The sequence below is a fragment of the Rugamonas rubra genome, assembly GCF_900114705.1.
Lineage (GTDB): Bacteria > Pseudomonadota > Gammaproteobacteria > Burkholderiales > Burkholderiaceae_D > Rugamonas > Rugamonas rubra.
Window position 1 is genome coordinate 231581 of the sequence record NZ_FOTW01000009.1, and the last position, 15932, is coordinate 247512.

The 15932-nt window shown below is 65.4% G+C and carries 13 protein-coding genes and 10 tRNA genes; 6 read left to right on the forward strand and 17 right to left on the reverse strand.

Translation table 11 applies throughout. The features are described 5' to 3' along the window. Window positions 1-80: 80 nt before the first annotated feature. From BM252_RS10220 to dbpA, 3 genes are all read left to right on the forward strand, one after another. On the forward strand, window positions 81-1745 hold the full coding sequence (locus tag BM252_RS10220; protein ID WP_245774182.1) for an acid phosphatase: 1665 nt from the start codon (window positions 81-83) through the stop codon (window positions 1743-1745). 268 nt (window positions 1746-2013) lie between these two features. Next, window positions 2014-2238, forward strand: coding sequence for a hypothetical protein (locus BM252_RS10225; RefSeq protein WP_093387093.1), 225 nt, complete (start codon window positions 2014-2016; stop codon window positions 2236-2238). A 114-nt stretch (window positions 2239-2352) separates the two neighbouring features. Continuing rightward, on the forward strand, window positions 2353-3765 hold the full coding sequence (gene dbpA, locus BM252_RS10230; RefSeq protein ID WP_093387095.1) for an ATP-dependent RNA helicase DbpA: 1413 nt from the start codon (window positions 2353-2355) through the stop codon (window positions 3763-3765). A gap of 108 nt (window positions 3766-3873) precedes the next feature. Here the strand turns inward: dbpA and BM252_RS10235 are convergent, their stop codons facing one another. Further along, on the reverse strand, window positions 3874-5043 hold the full coding sequence (locus BM252_RS10235) for an MFS transporter (protein ID WP_245774189.1): 1170 nt from the start codon (window positions 5041-5043) through the stop codon (window positions 3874-3876). A gap of 220 nt (window positions 5044-5263) precedes the next feature. Here BM252_RS10235 and BM252_RS10240 point away from each other — a divergent pair, with 220 nt between their 5' ends. From BM252_RS10240 to BM252_RS10250, 3 genes are all read left to right on the forward strand, one after another. Further along, a complete protein-coding gene (locus BM252_RS10240) occupies window positions 5264-6103 on the forward strand; it encodes an AraC family transcriptional regulator (RefSeq protein ID WP_093387101.1) in 840 nt (279 codons plus the stop codon). Between the two features lie 201 nt (window positions 6104-6304). Next, window positions 6305-6895, forward strand: a complete 591-nt coding sequence (locus tag BM252_RS10245) for a helix-turn-helix domain-containing protein (RefSeq protein WP_093387304.1) — start codon at window positions 6305-6307, stop codon at window positions 6893-6895. Beyond that, window positions 6892-7422: a GNAT family N-acetyltransferase gene (locus BM252_RS10250; RefSeq protein WP_093387103.1), complete on the forward strand. Its 531-nt coding sequence runs from the start codon at window positions 6892-6894 to the stop codon at window positions 7420-7422. Before BM252_RS10245 ends, BM252_RS10250 begins: the two co-directional genes overlap by 4 nt. Here BM252_RS10250 and BM252_RS10255 read toward each other — a convergent pair. From BM252_RS10255 to apbC, 16 genes are all read right to left on the reverse strand, one after another. Then, the gene (locus tag BM252_RS10255; RefSeq protein ID WP_093387106.1) at window positions 7409-8695 is read right to left on the reverse strand and encodes an amidase family protein; all 1287 of its coding nucleotides are present in this window, start codon (window positions 8693-8695) and stop codon (window positions 7409-7411) included. The genes BM252_RS10250 and BM252_RS10255 overlap by 14 nt on opposite strands. 256 nt (window positions 8696-8951) lie before the next feature. After that, window positions 8952-9527, reverse strand: coding sequence for an elongation factor P (locus BM252_RS10260; protein ID WP_093387109.1), 576 nt, complete (start codon window positions 9525-9527; stop codon window positions 8952-8954). A gap of 123 nt (window positions 9528-9650) precedes the next feature. Further along, window positions 9651-10829 (reverse strand): elongation factor P maturation arginine rhamnosyltransferase EarP, encoded by a 1179-nt coding sequence (gene earP / locus BM252_RS10265; protein ID WP_093387111.1) that lies wholly within the window; start codon window positions 10827-10829, stop codon window positions 9651-9653. Window positions 10830-11024: 195 nt separating this feature from the next. Beyond that, window positions 11025-11100, reverse strand: a tRNA-Glu gene (locus BM252_RS10270). A 67-nt stretch (window positions 11101-11167) separates the two neighbouring features. After that, window positions 11168-11243, reverse strand: a tRNA-Glu gene (locus BM252_RS10275). A gap of 253 nt (window positions 11244-11496) precedes the next feature. Further along, a tRNA-Glu gene (locus tag BM252_RS10280) sits at window positions 11497-11572 on the reverse strand. A 19-nt stretch (window positions 11573-11591) separates the two neighbouring features. After that, window positions 11592-11667, reverse strand: a tRNA-Ala gene (locus BM252_RS10285). A 77-nt stretch (window positions 11668-11744) separates the two neighbouring features. Beyond that, window positions 11745-11820 (reverse strand) — tRNA-Glu (locus BM252_RS10290). A gap of 25 nt (window positions 11821-11845) precedes the next feature. After that, window positions 11846-11921, reverse strand: a tRNA-Ala gene (locus tag BM252_RS10295). A gap of 89 nt (window positions 11922-12010) precedes the next feature. Next, a tRNA-Glu gene (locus BM252_RS10300) sits at window positions 12011-12086 on the reverse strand. 53 nt (window positions 12087-12139) lie between these two features. Further along, a tRNA-Ala gene (locus BM252_RS10305) sits at window positions 12140-12215 on the reverse strand. 154 nt (window positions 12216-12369) lie between these two features. Next, window positions 12370-12445, reverse strand: a tRNA-Glu gene (locus tag BM252_RS10310). 57 nt (window positions 12446-12502) lie between these two features. Then, window positions 12503-12578, reverse strand: a tRNA-Ala gene (locus BM252_RS10315). Window positions 12579-12687: 109 nt separating this feature from the next. Beyond that, window positions 12688-14103, reverse strand: a complete 1416-nt coding sequence (gene gltX / locus BM252_RS10320; protein WP_093387114.1) for a glutamate--tRNA ligase — start codon at window positions 14101-14103, stop codon at window positions 12688-12690. Window positions 14104-14244: 141 nt separating this feature from the next. Then, the gene (locus tag BM252_RS10325; RefSeq protein WP_093387307.1) at window positions 14245-14592 is read right to left on the reverse strand and encodes a DUF4399 domain-containing protein; all 348 of its coding nucleotides are present in this window, start codon (window positions 14590-14592) and stop codon (window positions 14245-14247) included. A gap of 183 nt (window positions 14593-14775) precedes the next feature. Continuing rightward, the gene (gene apbC / locus BM252_RS10330) at window positions 14776-15864 is read right to left on the reverse strand and encodes an iron-sulfur cluster carrier protein ApbC (protein ID WP_093387117.1); all 1089 of its coding nucleotides are present in this window, start codon (window positions 15862-15864) and stop codon (window positions 14776-14778) included. Window positions 15865-15932: the final 68 nt, after the last annotated feature.

The following is a 15932-nucleotide window of genomic DNA, read 5'->3' on the forward strand; positions in this document are numbered from 1 at the left end:
GACAAACTGTCACAATCCTGCTTTGCCCGGCGCGGCCGCCAACCCGCCCGCCGCCAGCCCAACCACCCGAGGAGAAGTGCGTGAAGGACCAAGACCGCGACCAGCAGAACCCGACTGCCGACCAACCCAGCAATCCCTCGCGCCGGCGCATCTTCCAGGCCGCCAGCGCCGCCGGCCTGGTCGGCGCCCTGCCCGCGATGGCCGACGCCGCCCCGGCCCGCAAGCTGGCCAAGGGCTCGCTCGACGCCAAGCTCAAGGCCCACGTCAAGAACGTCGTCGTGATCTACCTGGAGAACCGCAGCTTCAACAACCTGTTCGCCAACTTCCCCGGCGTCGCCTCGCCGCTGTCGGCCGTGCCGGCCGCCGCCAGCGCGCAAAAGGATCGCGACGGCAGCGTGCTGCCCACCCTGCCCAAGGTCTGGGGCGGCATCGTGCCGACGCCGCAGGACATCGGCGGCAAGAAGTACGTGCTCAACGAGGACCAGGTGCAGGGCCTGCCCAACGCCCCCTTCAAGCTGGTCGACGCCGAGGGCAAGCCGCTGCCGGAGGCGGTCATCACGCGCGACCTGTGGCACCTGTTCTACCACAACCAAATGCAGATCAACGGCGGCAAGAACGACGGCTTCGCCGCCTGGGGCAACACCGGCGGCATGGTCATGGGCTACTACGGCGAAACCAGCAAAAACCTCGGCCTGTGGAAGATCGCCGAGCAGTTCACCCTGTGCGACAACTTCTTCATGGCGGCCTTCGGCGGCTCCTACCTGAACCACCAGTTCCTGGTCAGCGGCCGCACGCCGGAATACTTCAACGCCGCGCAAACGCCGGCCAAGAAGAAGATCGCCGTGCTCGCCGACGGCCCCACCGGCACCCGCCTGAAGCTGGCGCCGGACTGCCCGCCGTCCGCGCTGGACGGCAAGCCGAGCTTCGTCAACGACGGCGGCGCCATCACGCCCGACGGCTACGCCGTCAACACCATGGCGCCGCCCTACCAGCCCAGCTACGTGCGCCCGGCGGCCGGCGGCGACGCCAACCTGGCCGACCCGCTCGACCCGAGCACGCTGCCGCCGCAAAGCTACGACACCATCGGCGACCTGCTGTCGGCCAAAAAGGTCAGCTGGGCCTGGTACGGCGGCGCCTGGCAGGCGGCACTGGACGCGCGCGGCGGCGGCGCCAAGCCGAACTTCCAGTTCCACCACCAGCCGCTCAACTACTTCAAGCAGTTCGCCCCCGGCACCGCCGCGCGCGCCGAGCACCTGCGCGACGGCGGCCTGGGCGACAGCCCGATCTCCAACAAGTTCCTCGCCGACGCGGTGGCCGGCAAGCTGCCGGCGGTCAGCTTCTACAAGCCGCAGGGCAACCTGAACCTGCACGCCGGCTATTCGGACATCGAGTCCGGCGACCAGCACATCGCCAACGTCATCGAGCACTTGAAGAAGTCGCCGCAATGGCAGGACATGGTCATCGTCATCACCTTCGACGAAAACGGCGGCTGGTGGGACCACGTCGCGCCGCCCAAGGGCGACCGCTGGGGTCCGGGTTCGCGCATCCCGGCCATCGTCGTTTCGCCGTTCGCCAAGAAGGGCCAGGTCGACCACAGCTTCTACGACACCACCTCGATCCTGCGCCTGATCACCCGCCTGCACGACTTGCCGCTGCTGCAGGGCCTGGCCGTGCGCAACGCCGCCTTCGCCGAACGCGGCGCACTGCCGCCGGGCGACCTGACCGCCGCGCTGAGCTTCCGCTAGGCGCGGCAATGGGCGGCGCCGTACTGGCCGGCGCCGGCGCGGCCGCTACCGGCGGCCGGCGCCGGCCCGCCCCCCCCCCACGGCCAAAACGGTTTGTGATACACTGCGTCCACTAAAAATTTACCGAGCCCGACTGCTGCAGCCGGGCTTTTGTTTTGTGCGGCGCATTTTACGCGCCGCCTTGTTCAAGCGTCCCCCGGCGTCGCCACGCCGGCCGGGGACGCTCCATTGCGCCAGCCGCCGCGGGCAATGGGTATGAGGTTCTGAAATGAGAGATAAAAAAGACAACGCGACGTTCGACCTGCCCGGCTTTAGCCCGGCGGCGCCGCTCGAGCCCGAGCCCAAGCGCGGCACCGGACCGCGCGGCAAGCGCGCCATCATGAAACAGGTCCAGCTCGAACTGCTCGAGGCGACCGACAACTCCGGCCTGCCGGTCTGGACCCGCGACGACGCGCTGGACCTGACCGGACTGCCGGTCTGGGCGCCCAACTAGCGTCCGGCGCAGCCGCCGCGCGCGGCTGCCCACCCATTGCACCAAGGCCCGCAGCCGCAGCTGCATCCAGCCTGTTAGACTGTGCCCCATCCCCTCTTTACCCGGTCCGCCACCATGACTACAGATTCCTTTTCCAGCCTGCCGCTGACGCCCGCCTTCCTGGCCAACCTCGACCTGCTCGGCTACCACAAGATGACGACCATCCAGGAACAGAGCCTGCCGGCGGTGCTGGAGGGACGCGACCTGATCGCCCAGGCCAAGACCGGTAGCGGCAAGACCGCCGCCTTCGGCATCGGCATCCTGCACAAGCTCAACCCGGCCTGGTTCGCCACCCAGGCGCTGGTGCTGTGCCCGACCCGCGAGCTGGCCGACCAGGTGGCCAACGAGCTGCGCCGCCTGGCCCGCAGTGCCGGCAATATCAAGATCCTGACCCTGACCGGCGGCTCGCCGATGCGCCCACAGATCGCCTCGCTCGAGCACGGCGCCCACATCGTGGTCGGCACGCCAGGCCGCCTGCGCGACCACCTCGGCCGCAACACGCTCGACCTGTCCAAGGTGCAGACCCTGGTGCTCGACGAAGCCGACCGCATGACCGACATGGGCTTCTACGACGAGATCGCCGGCATCGTCAGCGCCTGCCCGGCGCGCCGCCAAACGCTGCTGTTCTCGGCCACCTACCCGGACGACATCCGCCGCGCCACCGCCTCCTTCCTGGTCAACCCGCTCGAGGTGACGGTGCAGGCGCAGCACGACAACAGCCAGATCGAGCAGCGCTTCTACGAGATCGGCTTCGACCAGCGCAACGGCGCCGTCGCCAAGCTGCTGGCCCACTTCAAGCCCGTCTCGGCGCTGGCCTTCTGCAACACCAAGGTGCACTGCCGCGAACTGGCCGACGAGCTGCGCAGCCAGGGCTTCTCCGCGCTGGCCCTGTACGGCGAGCTGGAACAGCGCGAGCGCGACGAGATCCTGGTGCTGTTCTCCAACCGCAGTTGCTCCGTGCTGGTGGCCACCGACGTCGCCGCGCGCGGCCTCGACATCAGCAACCTGGAGGCGGTGATCAACGTCGACGTCTCCAAGGACACCGAGGTGCACATCCACCGCGTCGGCCGCACCGGCCGCGGCGGCGAGAAGGGCCTGGCGCTGTCGCTGTGCGCGCCCAACGAGAAGAAGTGGGTCAAGCTGATCGAGGAGTACCAGAAGGCGCCGGTCGAATGGCACAAGCTCGACGAGATCGAGGACGACGAGTACGCCGTCGCCGAGCCGGCGCCGATGATGACGCTGGTGGTCATGGGCGGCAAGAAGGACAAGCTGCGTCCGGGCGACCTGCTCGGCGCCCTGACCGGCGACGCCGGCCTGACTAAGGAACAGGTCGGCAAGATCAACGTGTTCGAGTTCATGAGCTACGTCGCGCTGGACCGCCGCGTCGCCCACCAGGCCTTCGAGCGCCTGGCCAAGAACAACCCGCTGGGCGGCGACTTCGGCGCCATCAAGGGCCGCAACTTCAAAATGCGCTTCATCGAAGCATAAGCCGGCAGCCCCGGTTCGCCAACAAAGCCCAGCGGCACAAACGAGGGTCAGACCCTAGGGTCTGACCCTGGCTCTTTGCCGTTGGGAGGTTCTAAAAACCTAGCGCCATCAAGCCCGGCCAGCCACGCTGGCCGGCTGCTCGATGTGCGGCAACAGCACCGTCAACACCCCCAGCAGCGGCAGGTAGGAGCACAGCTTGTAGACATAGGCGATGCCGGCCACGTCGGCGATATGCCCCATGGCGGCGGCGCCGATGCCGCTCACGCCGAACATCAAGCCGAAGAAGATCCCGGCGATCATGCCCACCTTGCCCGGCACCAGCTCCTGCGCGAACACCACGATGGCCGAGAAGGCCGACGAGATCACGAAGCCGATCACCACCGACAGCACGCCAGTCCAAAACAAATCCACATACGGCAGCAGCAGCGTGCACGGCGCCGCGCCGAGGATTGATATCCAGATCACGCGCTTGCGTCCGACCCGGTCGCCGATCGGCCCGCCGGCGAAGGTGCCGGCCGCCACCGCCGCCAGGAACAGGAACAGATACAGCTGGGCCGAGCCGACCGACAGCGCGAAGCGGTCGATCAAATAGAAGGTGTAGTAGCTGCTCAAGCTGGACATGTAGACGTACTTGGAAAACACCAGCATCGCCAACACCGCCAGCGCGCCGACCACGCGGCCGCGCGTCAACGGCGGGCCGGCCGGCGCCACGGCCTTGCGCGCCGGCCCGGCCAAATGCCCGCTGTGCCAGCGGCTGACGCGGACCAGCACCACAATCGCCAGCAGCGTCAGCAAGGCGAACCAAGCGATATTGCCCTGCCCCCGGCCGACGATCACCGCCGCCGCCAGCAAAGGCCCGAGCGCCGAGCCGACATTGCCGCCCACCTGGAACAGCGACTGGGCGAAGCCGAAGCGTCCGCCCGAGGCCAGCCGCGCCACGCGCGAGGCCTCCGGATGGAAGGTCGACGAGCCGACGCCGATCAGCGCCGACGCCACCAGCAGCGTGGCGAAGCTGTCCACCAGCGCCAGCATCAACACGCCGACCAGCGTGAAGCACATCCCCAGCGGCAGCAGGAAGGGCAAGGGGCGGCGGTCGGTGTACAGGCCGATCCACGGTTGCAGCAGCGAGGCGGTGCACTGGAAGGTCAGCGTGATCAGGCCGACCTGGGTGAAGCTGAGGCCGAACTGCGCCTTCAGCATCGGATAGATCGACGGCAGCATCGCCTGCACCAGATCGTTCAGCAGGTGGACGAAGGCGACCGCGCCGAGGATGCGCATGACGGCGCCGGCCGGCGCGTGAATGGCCGGCGCCGGGGAGTCGGCGCCGGGCTGGGAACGGGAAAGTGCGGAACTGGAGGTGGTCATAACTTGGCGATTGGTGATGAAAGGGGCCTGCGGCGTAGCGTGGACTTTGCCGCCCGGTGCAGTGTAATATGGCCGTGCCGAACGCAAGTTCCAACAATCGTCGCCCAACTGCCATTACTGGCACAGCACCGCCATGCCCACCATCGCCGCCGCAGCCAACGCCAGCAACGCCGCCCACGCCGTCACACCGCGCAGCCGCGACGCGCGCGACTACCAGCGCGTCCCGCGCGTCATCACCGCCATGCACAAGGACCAGGAGTACGGCAGCCACATCCCGCCACACAGCCACGAACGGGCGCAGCTGCTGTACGCCATCGACGGCGTGATGCGGGTCAGCACCGAGTTCGGCGTGTGGATGCTGCCGCCGCGCCGCGCCCTGCTGATCGCGCCCGGCGTGGTGCACGAGTTGAACATGCACAGCACGGTGCGCATGCGCACGCTCTACATCGAAGCCGGCGCGGCGGCCGCCTTCGGTCCCGGCTGCAAGGTGATCGAGGTTAGCGCGCTGCTGCGCGAGCTGATTTTGGCGCTGGTGGCCGAGCCGATCGAGTACCCCATCCCCGGCCCCGGCGAGCACTTGGCGGCGCTGATCCTGCACGCGCTGAAGGCCGCCGAGACGGTGCCGATCGCCATCCCCTGGCCGCGCGACCGCCGCCTGCTGGCGGTCTGCGACGCCATCGTGCGCGAGCCGGGCCGGCGCCACCGCATCGACGAGCTGGCCGCCGGCGCCGGCGCCAGCGGCCGCACGCTGATGCGCCTGTTCCCCAGCGAGACCGGGCTGCACTTCCGCCAATGGGTGCAGCAGGTGCACCTGGCCGACGCCTTCTGCCGCCTGGCGCGCGGCGAGAGCGTGGCGCGCATCGCCGCCGCGCTGGGCTACGCCAGCCCGAGCGCCTTCACCGCCATGTTCCGCCGCATCCTCGGCCACACCCCGCAGCACTACCTGAACGAATGGCGCCACCGCGCCGACTGAGCCGCATGCCTTGAAGCCAAGGCGCCAGCGGCTGCAAAACCACCCACCGGCAAGAACCCAGGGTCAGACCCTAGGGTCTGACCCTCAATTTTTCCGGCGGGTACGCCGAGCCTCGCCAGATTGCGGAGCATGCCCAGTAGCCACTTGACCACCTCACAAATTCCAATATACTAGACAACAAATTCCACATTAATGGACACCATGGACATCAACACCATCATCGCCCAGCGCGTGCGCGAACTGCGCGACGCACAGAACCTGTCGCTGGAGGCGCTGGCCAAGCTCAGCGGCGTCAGCCGCTCCAACATCTCGCTGATCGAGCGGGGTGAAAGCAGCCCCACCGCCGCCCTGCTCAACAAGCTCGCCGCCGGCCTGGGCGTCGCCCTAGCCTCGCTGTTCGAGCCTGCCCAGCCGCCGGCCGGCGAACCGTCGCCCGTGTCGCGCCGCGCCGAGCAAGCCGAATGGACCGACCCGGCCTCCGGCTACCGCCGCCGCAACTTGTCGCCGGCGGCACGCTCGCCGCTGCAGTTGGTCGAGGTAGAGTTCCCCGCCGGCCAGCGCGTTGCCTACGACGGCCTGGCGCGCGAGGTCGACATCTACCAGCAGGTCTGGATCATCGCGGGTGTGATGGAGATGAGCGTCGGCGACCAACAATGGCGCCTGGAGAGCGGCGACTGCCTGGCCATGCGCCTGGACCAACCCATCGTCTACCACAACCCCGGCAGCACGGCGGCGCGCTATCTGGTCGCGCTGGCGCCGCAACCCTTTAGCCCAAACAGGAGGTCCGCATGACCATCAACATCCGCCGCCTCGACGCCGACGCGGCCGCCGCCAACATCGACGCGCTCGCCGACGTGTTGATCGATTGTGTCGAGGGTGGCGCCTCGGTCAGCTTCATGCTGCCGCTTGCGCGCGCCAAGGCCCTGGCCTTCTGGCGCGACGTGGCCGGCGGCGTGGCGCGCGGCGAGCGCGTGCTGCTGGCCGCCGAGGACGACACAGGCCGCATCGTCGGCACCGTGCAGATGATCACCGCCCAGCCCGACAACCAGCCGCACCGCGCCGACATCGCCAAGATGCTGGTGCACCGCCGGGCGCGCCGCAACGGCGTCGCCCAGCGCCTGATGGAGGGAATCGACGCGGCGGCGCGCGACGCGGGCAAGTCGGTGCTGGTGCTCGACACGGTGAGCGGCGGCGACGCCGAACGGCTATATGAACGCGCCGGCTGGCAGCGCGTCGGCGAAGTGCCGCAGTTCGCGCTGATGCCCAACGGCGAGCCGTGCGGCACCACCTTCTTCTACAAGCACCTCAGCGCATATTAAGCAGCACGCTGGCCGGATACTTCGGCGCGCGCCAATGCAGCGTGGCCTGCTCGAAGGCGTAGGCCATCTGGATCAGCGCCGCCTCGCTGTAGGCCGCGCCGACGAAGGACAGGCCGACCGGCCGGCCGCAGGCCTGCCCGGCCGGCACCGTGATGTGCGGATAGTCGGCCAGCGCGGCCGGCGCGCACGACGGCGCCACCAGCGCGTCGAGGCGGTGCTCGCGCATCAACTCGTCGATGTCGCGCAGCGCCGGCTCGTCCTGCCGCTGCGCCCCGCCCAGATGCACGTCAAGCAGCTGCGCGCCCTGCTGCAGCAAGGCCTGCAGGGCGTCGCCGATGACCAGGTCGAGCTCCTCGCTGCGGCCGAAAAAATCGCGCGCCACGCCGATGCGGCGGCCGGCCAGGCCGGCCTTGTCCAGCGCGGCGCTGTAGTCGACCACCCGGCCGGCGCTGGCCCGGGTGGCCGGATCGGCGGCGTCGACGCCGGCCATCACCGCCAGCATCAGCGCGGCGTCGGCCACGCTGCGCGCCAGCGGGCCGGGCGTGTCCAGGCGCAGCGTGTGCGCCACGATGCCGCTGCGGCTGACCAGCCCCTGCGTCGGCTTGATGCCGACCAGGCCGCAGAACGAGGCCGGCGCCACACAGACACCGTCGTTTTCCGTGCCCACCGCCAGCGTCGCCAGGCCGGCGGCGATGGCCGCGCCGGCGCCGCCGGCGTAGCGCTCGCGCGGGTAGACGTTGGCGCCCTGCCCGCCCAGGCCGTTGAACAGGTCCTCGGCCGGCGCGCCGCCCCGCTCGCCCGGATTGGTCTTGCCGATGATGACGGCGCCGGCCGCGCGCAGCTGCGCCGCCACGTGGGCATCGTGCGTGGCGCGCGTGCCGTCGGCCGTGGCCATGCGGTCGGCGGTGGCGATATTGTCTTTGAGTAGAACGGGAATGCCGTGCAGCGGGCCGCGCAGGCGCTTAAGGGCGCGCTCGCGGTCCATCTCCAGCGCGATCTTCAGCGCCTCGGGATTGATGTCGATGATGCCGCCGTGGCGGGCGCCGCCGGCGATGGTCTTGATGCGGGCCAGGTATTGCGAGGTCAGCCAGTGCGAAGTCAATTTACCGGCCTGCATCAATTCCTGCTGTTCCTGCACACCGGCGTCGAGGATCGGGCTGGCGCCCAGTTTAGGCGGCAGCTTGGGTAGCGTCGCCGCCGCCCCTTGCGCGCGATTGGCCCCCGCCGTGGTCCCGGCGTTCAGCCCAATCCGAACGAAATCCCTGCGATCCATGCCATCCTCGTGAGTGCTTGTATCAAGTATCCGCAATTGCGTGCGAATAGCTTACCAGCAAGAAGGTTTCCAAACAACAAAATTGCTACTAAGAATAGAACATTCTTCAAGATCACGTATAGCAAAAGAAACATTGGTCTGGCGCGCGGCGGCCGGGCGAATCCGCAGGCGTAAAAAAAGCACGCCGGCAAAGCCTGGCGTGCTTCTGTCGCCCGCGTCCCGCGCGGGGCGGAACGTGGCGGTTGCGACGAGGTGCTTAGTTGCGCACGACGCGCTTGTACTCGTTGGTGCGGGTGTCGATCTCGATGACGTCGTCCTGGCTGACGAACAGCGGCACTTGAACGATGTGCTGATGGGCTTCGATCGCGTTTTCGATCTTGGCTTCCTTCAGGACGTTGCCCGAAGTGTTGCCCTTGACCGCAGGCTCCGAGTAGACGATCTGGCGGGCGATGGTGGTTGGCAGCTCGACCGAGATGGCCTTGCCGTCGTAGAACACCGCTTCGCATTCCATGCCGTCCTTCAGGTAATGCAGTGCATCGCCCAGGTTCTCTTCTTCGATTTCGTACTGTTCGTATTCGGAATCCATGAAGACGTACAGTGGATCGGCGAAGTACGAGTAGGTCACTGGCTTCTTATCCAGCACGACGACGTCGAACTTGTCGTCGCCGCGGAACACGTTTTCCAGCGGGCTGTTGGTCAGAAGATTCTTCATCTTCCATTTGTAAGTGAAGCCCGTGCGGCTCGAACCGTTGACATCAGAACGCAACACGATCATAGGCTTGCTATCAACCATAATGATGTTGCCAACACGAATTTCTTTTGCAGGTTTCATAAAGAGTGTACGTAAAAAGTGGGTTGCATAAAAATCATCTGCCGCCTTCGGACTTGGCGCCCTCGGCTCACGTTTGATCGAGTAAAAATACGGTAGAAATTAACCGAATATTATACCTTCTTTTTAGCCTGTCGCCGACCTCAGCGAACAGGCAAACTTCAGCAAATTGCCGGTCATATCATCGTTTTCCGTCATTTTTTGCTGCCATGCCTCGGCCTGGCCGGCCATTTGCGGCAGGTCGGCGCGCAAGGCGGACCACAGGGCGGCCCAGCCGTCCTGCTGCGGCGCGGCCTCGGCGCCGTTCCAGCACAGTGAAAACCGCGCCAGGCTGTCGATGCCGCCGGCGTAGCGGCTCAGGAATGCGCGCAATTTTACATGATGCAGGTTCTCGTCCTGCGGATAAATATGCCAGACGAAGGGCCGGCCGGCCCACTGCGCGCGCACGAACGAGTCCTCGCCGCGCACCAGGTTCAGGTCACAGGCCCACAACAGCTTGTCGTAGTCCGGCTGGGCGACAAAGGGCAGCACGCGCACGCTGAGCGAACCGACGGTGCGCGCCGCGCCGGCGCTCGGCGCCGCGTCGAGGAAACCGCGCACCGTCTCGCTGGCCACACCCTCGGGCACCAGGCAGGTGACCGCCTCCGCACCCTGCTGCCAAGCCTCGAACAGGGCCGCCACCGGCGCGTGCGGATAGCAGAACAGCGACACCTTGATCGACGCCATCTCCGCCGCCGTCACGCCGAACGGCGCCAGGAAGGCAGCCATCGCCGCCGGATCGGCCTGGAACCGGCGCCGCTGCTCAAGCAGATCGGCCTCGCGCAACAGGCCGCCGGTCTTGTCGGTGAAGCCGGGGAAGAAGAAGTGCTTGGTCAGCGGCAGGCGCGGGTGCGACGAGGGCAGCGTGTGGCAGCCCTCGACCCACTCCTCGGCGCTCAGCCCCTCCAGGTTGAACCACACCGGGCGCGGCTGGCACTGCGCCATCGCCGCGATGTAGCCGGGCGGGATGTCGACGGCGAAGAACTCGATGACGATGTCGGCGATGTCCTCGGGCGCGAACACGCCCTCCTGGTCGCGCCAGTGGCACACCGTCACGCCCTCGATCTGCTGCGTCTCGGCGCCCGGCACCACCGCGGGGCAGATGCGGCGGAAGCTGGCCAGGTCGTCGACCCACAGGGTGACGGCGATGCCGTGCTCGCGCCACAACTGGCGGGCGAAACGCCAGCAGATGCCGATGTCGCCGAAGTTGTCGACGACGCGGCAGAACAGGGCCAGGGTGCGGAACGGATGTGTACTCGGGGACATAGATGCTCAGGCGGAACGGGAAAAAATGATCCGCAGCTGGACGACTTGTTGCAGGCGGTCGCGGGCGCGCCGTCGGCGCGTCCAAGGGCGCCATTCTAACCGATTTCGGCTACGGGCCTGAACGGCCGACGAACAAGAAAAAAGCCGCGCTAGTGACCTAGGCGGCTTTTTCTTGTCGCTCCGATGGAGCTTGACTGGCGTCCCCAAGGGGATTCGAACCCCTGTACTCACCGTGAAAGGGTGATGTCCTAGGCCTCTAGACGATGGGGACAGAAATCTGTCCTTGGATGCCGACCACACATCCAGACCTGATGCTACTACAACTTACTACCGAATCCTGGCGTTCCCAGGGGGATTCGAACCCCCGTACTCACCGTGAAAGGGTGATGTCCTAGGCCTCTAGACGATGGGAACCTGGCGATCATGTCGAGTCTTTACCAGCCCTCAAAAAAGCGTGCGCGAATCATAGCACAGCGCAAGAATGCAAATCAATAGATTCGACGGCTTTTCGCTGTTTTCACCAATCAAATTGGTATCGAAACAACATTGCATGCAAAAAATGTGCGGCGCGCGCCCGCCTGCGACAAATAAGCGAAAAATACACGCGGAATAAATAGACAACAAAAAAGCCGCTCTAGGCGACTTGATCGATCGAATCTATATTTTTTGGCGTCCCCAAGGGGATTCGAACCCCTGTACTCACCGTGAAAGGGTGATGTCCTAGGCCTCTAGACGATGGGGACTCACATATTTCTGCGCCAATGGTGGAGGTAAACGGGATCGAACCGATGACCTCTTGCATGCCATGCAAGCGCTCTCCCAGCTGAGCTATACCCCCCGGGCGCAGAAATCACAACAGCCGCTGTGGGCGACTTCGCATCCTCTGCAGGATGCTTTCACTACTACCAACACCGTTGGCGTCTCCAGGGGGATTCGAACCCCCGTACTCACCGTGAAAGGGTGATGTCCTAGGCCTCTAGACGATGGAGACTCATGTCCGTTTGTTTCTGCGCTATTGGTGGAGGTAAACGGGATCGAACCGATGACCTCTTGCATGCCATGCAAGCGCTCTCCCAGCTGAGCTATACCCCCCGGGCGCAGAAATCAATATACCGCTTGCGCGATCTCGTGCCCTTCTACAAGACACTCTTTTTACTACCTTTACCACTACCAGCGTCAGCTGGCGTCCCCAAGGGGATTCGAACCCCTGTACTCACCGTGAAAGGGTGATGTCCTAGGCCTCTAGACGATGGGGACCAGGAACTACCGACAACATGTACTGCTTCACAAACTACCTACTTCTACGCTAGTGGTGGAGGTAAACGGGATCGAACCGATGACCTCTTGCATGCCATGCAAGCGCTCTCCCAGCTGAGCTATACCCCCTCTGGCGTAGAAATAATAAAAGTCGCACAGGGCGACTTTTGTTTCACTACTTGTTTCAAATCCAGCATCAAGCCAAACTTCCAACAATCAGTACAAACAACGGTCAAACTACATCTACATCTACATCTACATCTGTATTCTACTACAACAACTCTGGCGTCCCCAAGGGGATTCGAACCCCTGTACTCACCGTGAAAGGGTGATGTCCTAGGCCTCTAGACGATGGGGACCGCGAACAACTATTTCTGCACCACTAGATCATATCAGAACCGACTGCTTCCCGATATTGGTGGAGGTAAACGGGATCGAACCGATGACCTCTTGCATGCCATGCAAGCGCTCTCCCAGCTGAGCTATACCCCCGTCTGGTGCAGAAACAAGAGTATAGCAAAGGATCCTCACTCTGCAAATACCCTTTTGCAACTTTGCAGATTTATTCTCTGCGGCTGCCCATTCGCACATGTTTGGCGAGTTACAGGAACTTCGCCAGACGCGCCAAAATCGCTTCGCGGCCGAAGATCTGCAACACCGCGTCGATGGCCGGCGTCTGCAGCTGGCCGGTGATGATCAGGCGCAGCGGCATGGCCATCTGCGGCATCTTCAGCGTGTTGGCGGCCAACACCTCCTTGATCATCGCCGACAAGGCCTCCTTGCCCCACTCCACCGTGGCGCAGCGCTCAGCGAACTGGGCCAGCGCCGGCTTGACGGCGTCGGTCAGGTGCTGGGTCAGCAGCGCCGCGTCCGGCTTGGGCTCGCGGTAGAACAGCATGGCGGCGTCGGCCAACTCGTTGATGGTGTTGACGCGCTCCTTCATCAGCGCCAGCACGGCCGGCAGCGCCGGCGCGCCGTCGAACTGGGCGCCGTCGTCGACCATGCGCGGCATGGCCAGCTTGGCCAGGCGCTCGTTGTCGGCCAGCTTAATATAGTGGTTGTTCAGCCAGGCCAGTTTTTCGTTGTTGAACTGGGCCGCCGAGCGGGTCAGGTGGTCCAGGTTGAACCATTCGCAGAACTGCTCCATCGAGAACACCTCGTCGTCGCCATGGCTCCAGCCCAGGCGCGCCAGGTAGTTCAGCATCGCCTCCGGCAGATAGCCCTGGGCCGGGTAGTCCATCACGCTGACGGCGCCGTGGCGCTTGGACAACTTCTCGCCGTCGGAACCGAGGATCATCGGCAGGTGGCCGTACAGCGGCAGCGGCGCGCCGATCGCGCGCAGGATGTTGATCTGGCGCGGCGTGTTGTTGACGTGGTCGTCGCCGCGCAGCACGTGGGTGATGCCCATGTCCCAGTCGTCGACGGCGACGCAGAAGTTATAGGTGGGCGTGCCGTCCGGACGGGCGATGACCAGGTCGTCCATCTCCTTGTTGGCGATGGTGATGGTGCCCTTGACCACGTCGTCCCAGCTGACCTCGCCGTCCAGCGGGTTCTTGAAGCGCACCACCGGCTTGCGCTCGGCCGGCACCGGTGGCAGGGTCTTGCCCGCCTCCGGACGCCAGGTGCCGTCGTAGCGCGGCTTCTCGCCGGCCGCGCGCATGCGCTCGCGCATCGCCTCGACTTCCTCCGGCGAGGAGTAGCACAGGTAGGCGGTGCCGGCTTCCAGCATCTGCGCCACCACCTCGCGGTAGCGGTCCATGCGCTGCATCTGGTAGAACGGGCCTTCGTCGTGATCCAGGCCGAGCCACTGCATGCCCTCGATGATGGCCTGCACCGCTTCCGGCGTAGAACGTTCGAGGTCGGTGTCTTCGATGCGCAGCACGAAGGTGCCGCCGAAGTGGCGGGCGAAGGCCCAGGAGTACAGCGCCGTGCGGGCGCCGCCCAAGTGGAGGTAGCCGGTAGGGCTGGGAGCGAAACGGGTGCGGACGGGCTTGGCTGGTGCGGTGGCAGTGGTCATTGGCGGGGTAGGAATGCTTATATGTAAAAGAAGCTATTTTACCGCGTTGCCACCGAGTTGAGACCCCGGCGCGTCCCAAGGACGCAGAGCCAGGGCCAGAGCCAGGGTCAGACCCTAGGGTCTGACCCTCAATTTGCGCCGCTACTTGACGGTGACCTTGATGCTCTTGCTCAGGCCGGGGCCGTAGGACTGGTGGGCGCCGTTGGCGAACTGCATGGTCAGCGTGTAGCTGCCGGGCGGCAGCTTAACCTCGGCCTCGGTCTGCCCCTTGCCGAAGTGCAGGTGGGTCTCGTCGAACGGCACCGACTCGCCGGCCTTTATCGCCGAGGCGTTGATCAACAGGTGGTGGTGGCCGGTGTTGTCGCTCATGTCGCCGGCCGGTTTGACGTCCATGCCGCTGACGGCGAACTTGACCTTGAACGGGCTGCTGACGGTGGCGCCGTCGACCGGCTCGGCAAACGACACCGTTTGCGCCAGCGCGCCGGCCATCACGCCGCCACCCAGCGCGGCGGCCAACAACACGCGCCGCACCAAACGGGCGGCGGGGAACGCGGTAGTCATATTCTTCGTCATTTTGATCTCCTCTTGTGGTGTAAAACGGAAACTAAGCAAAATGACAATACTATACCGCAAACCGGAGAGCCGGGCCAACACCTGCCCGGCCCGCCAGCCTCAGTCGTTCTTGATGACGATGCTAGGGAACTTGCTGGTCATGTCCTTGGCCTTTTCCGCCACCTGCACGGCGATCTTGCGGGCGATGTCCTTGTAGATGGCGGCCACCGGGCCGTCCGGCTCGGCCACCACGGTCGGCTTGCCGGAGTCGGTCTGCTGGCGGATCGCCATGGTCAACGGCAGCGCGCCGAGGAACTCGACGCCGAAGTCGGCGCACATCTTGGCGCCGCCGCCGGAACCGAAGATTTCTTCAGCGTGGCCGCAGTTCGAGCAGATGTGGGTGCTCATGTTCTCGACGATGCCAAGGATCGGGATGCCGACCTTCTCGAACATCTTCAAGCCCTTGCGCGCGTCCAGCAGGGCGATGTCCTGCGGCGTGGTGACGATCACCGCGCCCGTCACCGGCACTTTTTGCGACAAGGTCAGCTGGATGTCGCCGGTGCCCGGCGGCATGTCGACGATCAGGTAGTCCAGGTCGCGCCAGTTGGTCTGCTCCAACAGCTGCTGCAGGGCCTGGGTGACCATCGGGCCGCGCCACACCATCGGCTCGTCCGGGTCGATCATGAAGCCGATCGACGACACCTGTAGGCCGTAGTTCTCCAGCGGCTCCATGGTCTTGCCGTCCTTGGTGACCGGCTTGCCGCTCACGCCCAGCATCATCGGCTGCGACGGGCCGTAGATGTCGGCGTCGAGCACGCCGACCGAGGCGCCCTCGGCGGCCAGCGCCAGCGCCAAGTTGACGGCGGTGGTCGACTTGCCGACGCCGCCCTTGCCCGAGGCCACGGCGATGATGTTCTTCACGTTAGGCATCAGCTTCAGGCCGCGCTGCACCGTGTGCGAGATGACCTTCGAGGCCACGCCCACCTCGATCGCGCCGACGCCCGGCAGCGCCTGCAGCGCCGTGGCGACGCTGGCGCGGATCGCCGCGAACTGGCTCTTGGCCGGATAGCCGAGCTCGATGTCGAGCGAGACGGCGTTGCCGTCGACCTTCAAATTCTTCACAGCCTTGCCGGACACGAAGTCCTTGCCGGTGTTCGGATCTACAACTTTTGACAATGCCGCCTTGACGTCTTCTACCGTGATGCTCATGAAAATCTCCGTATGTGATGCAGCAGTCTAGCGCAAAATAGCCAAAATTACAGGATTCACCCTGCCGC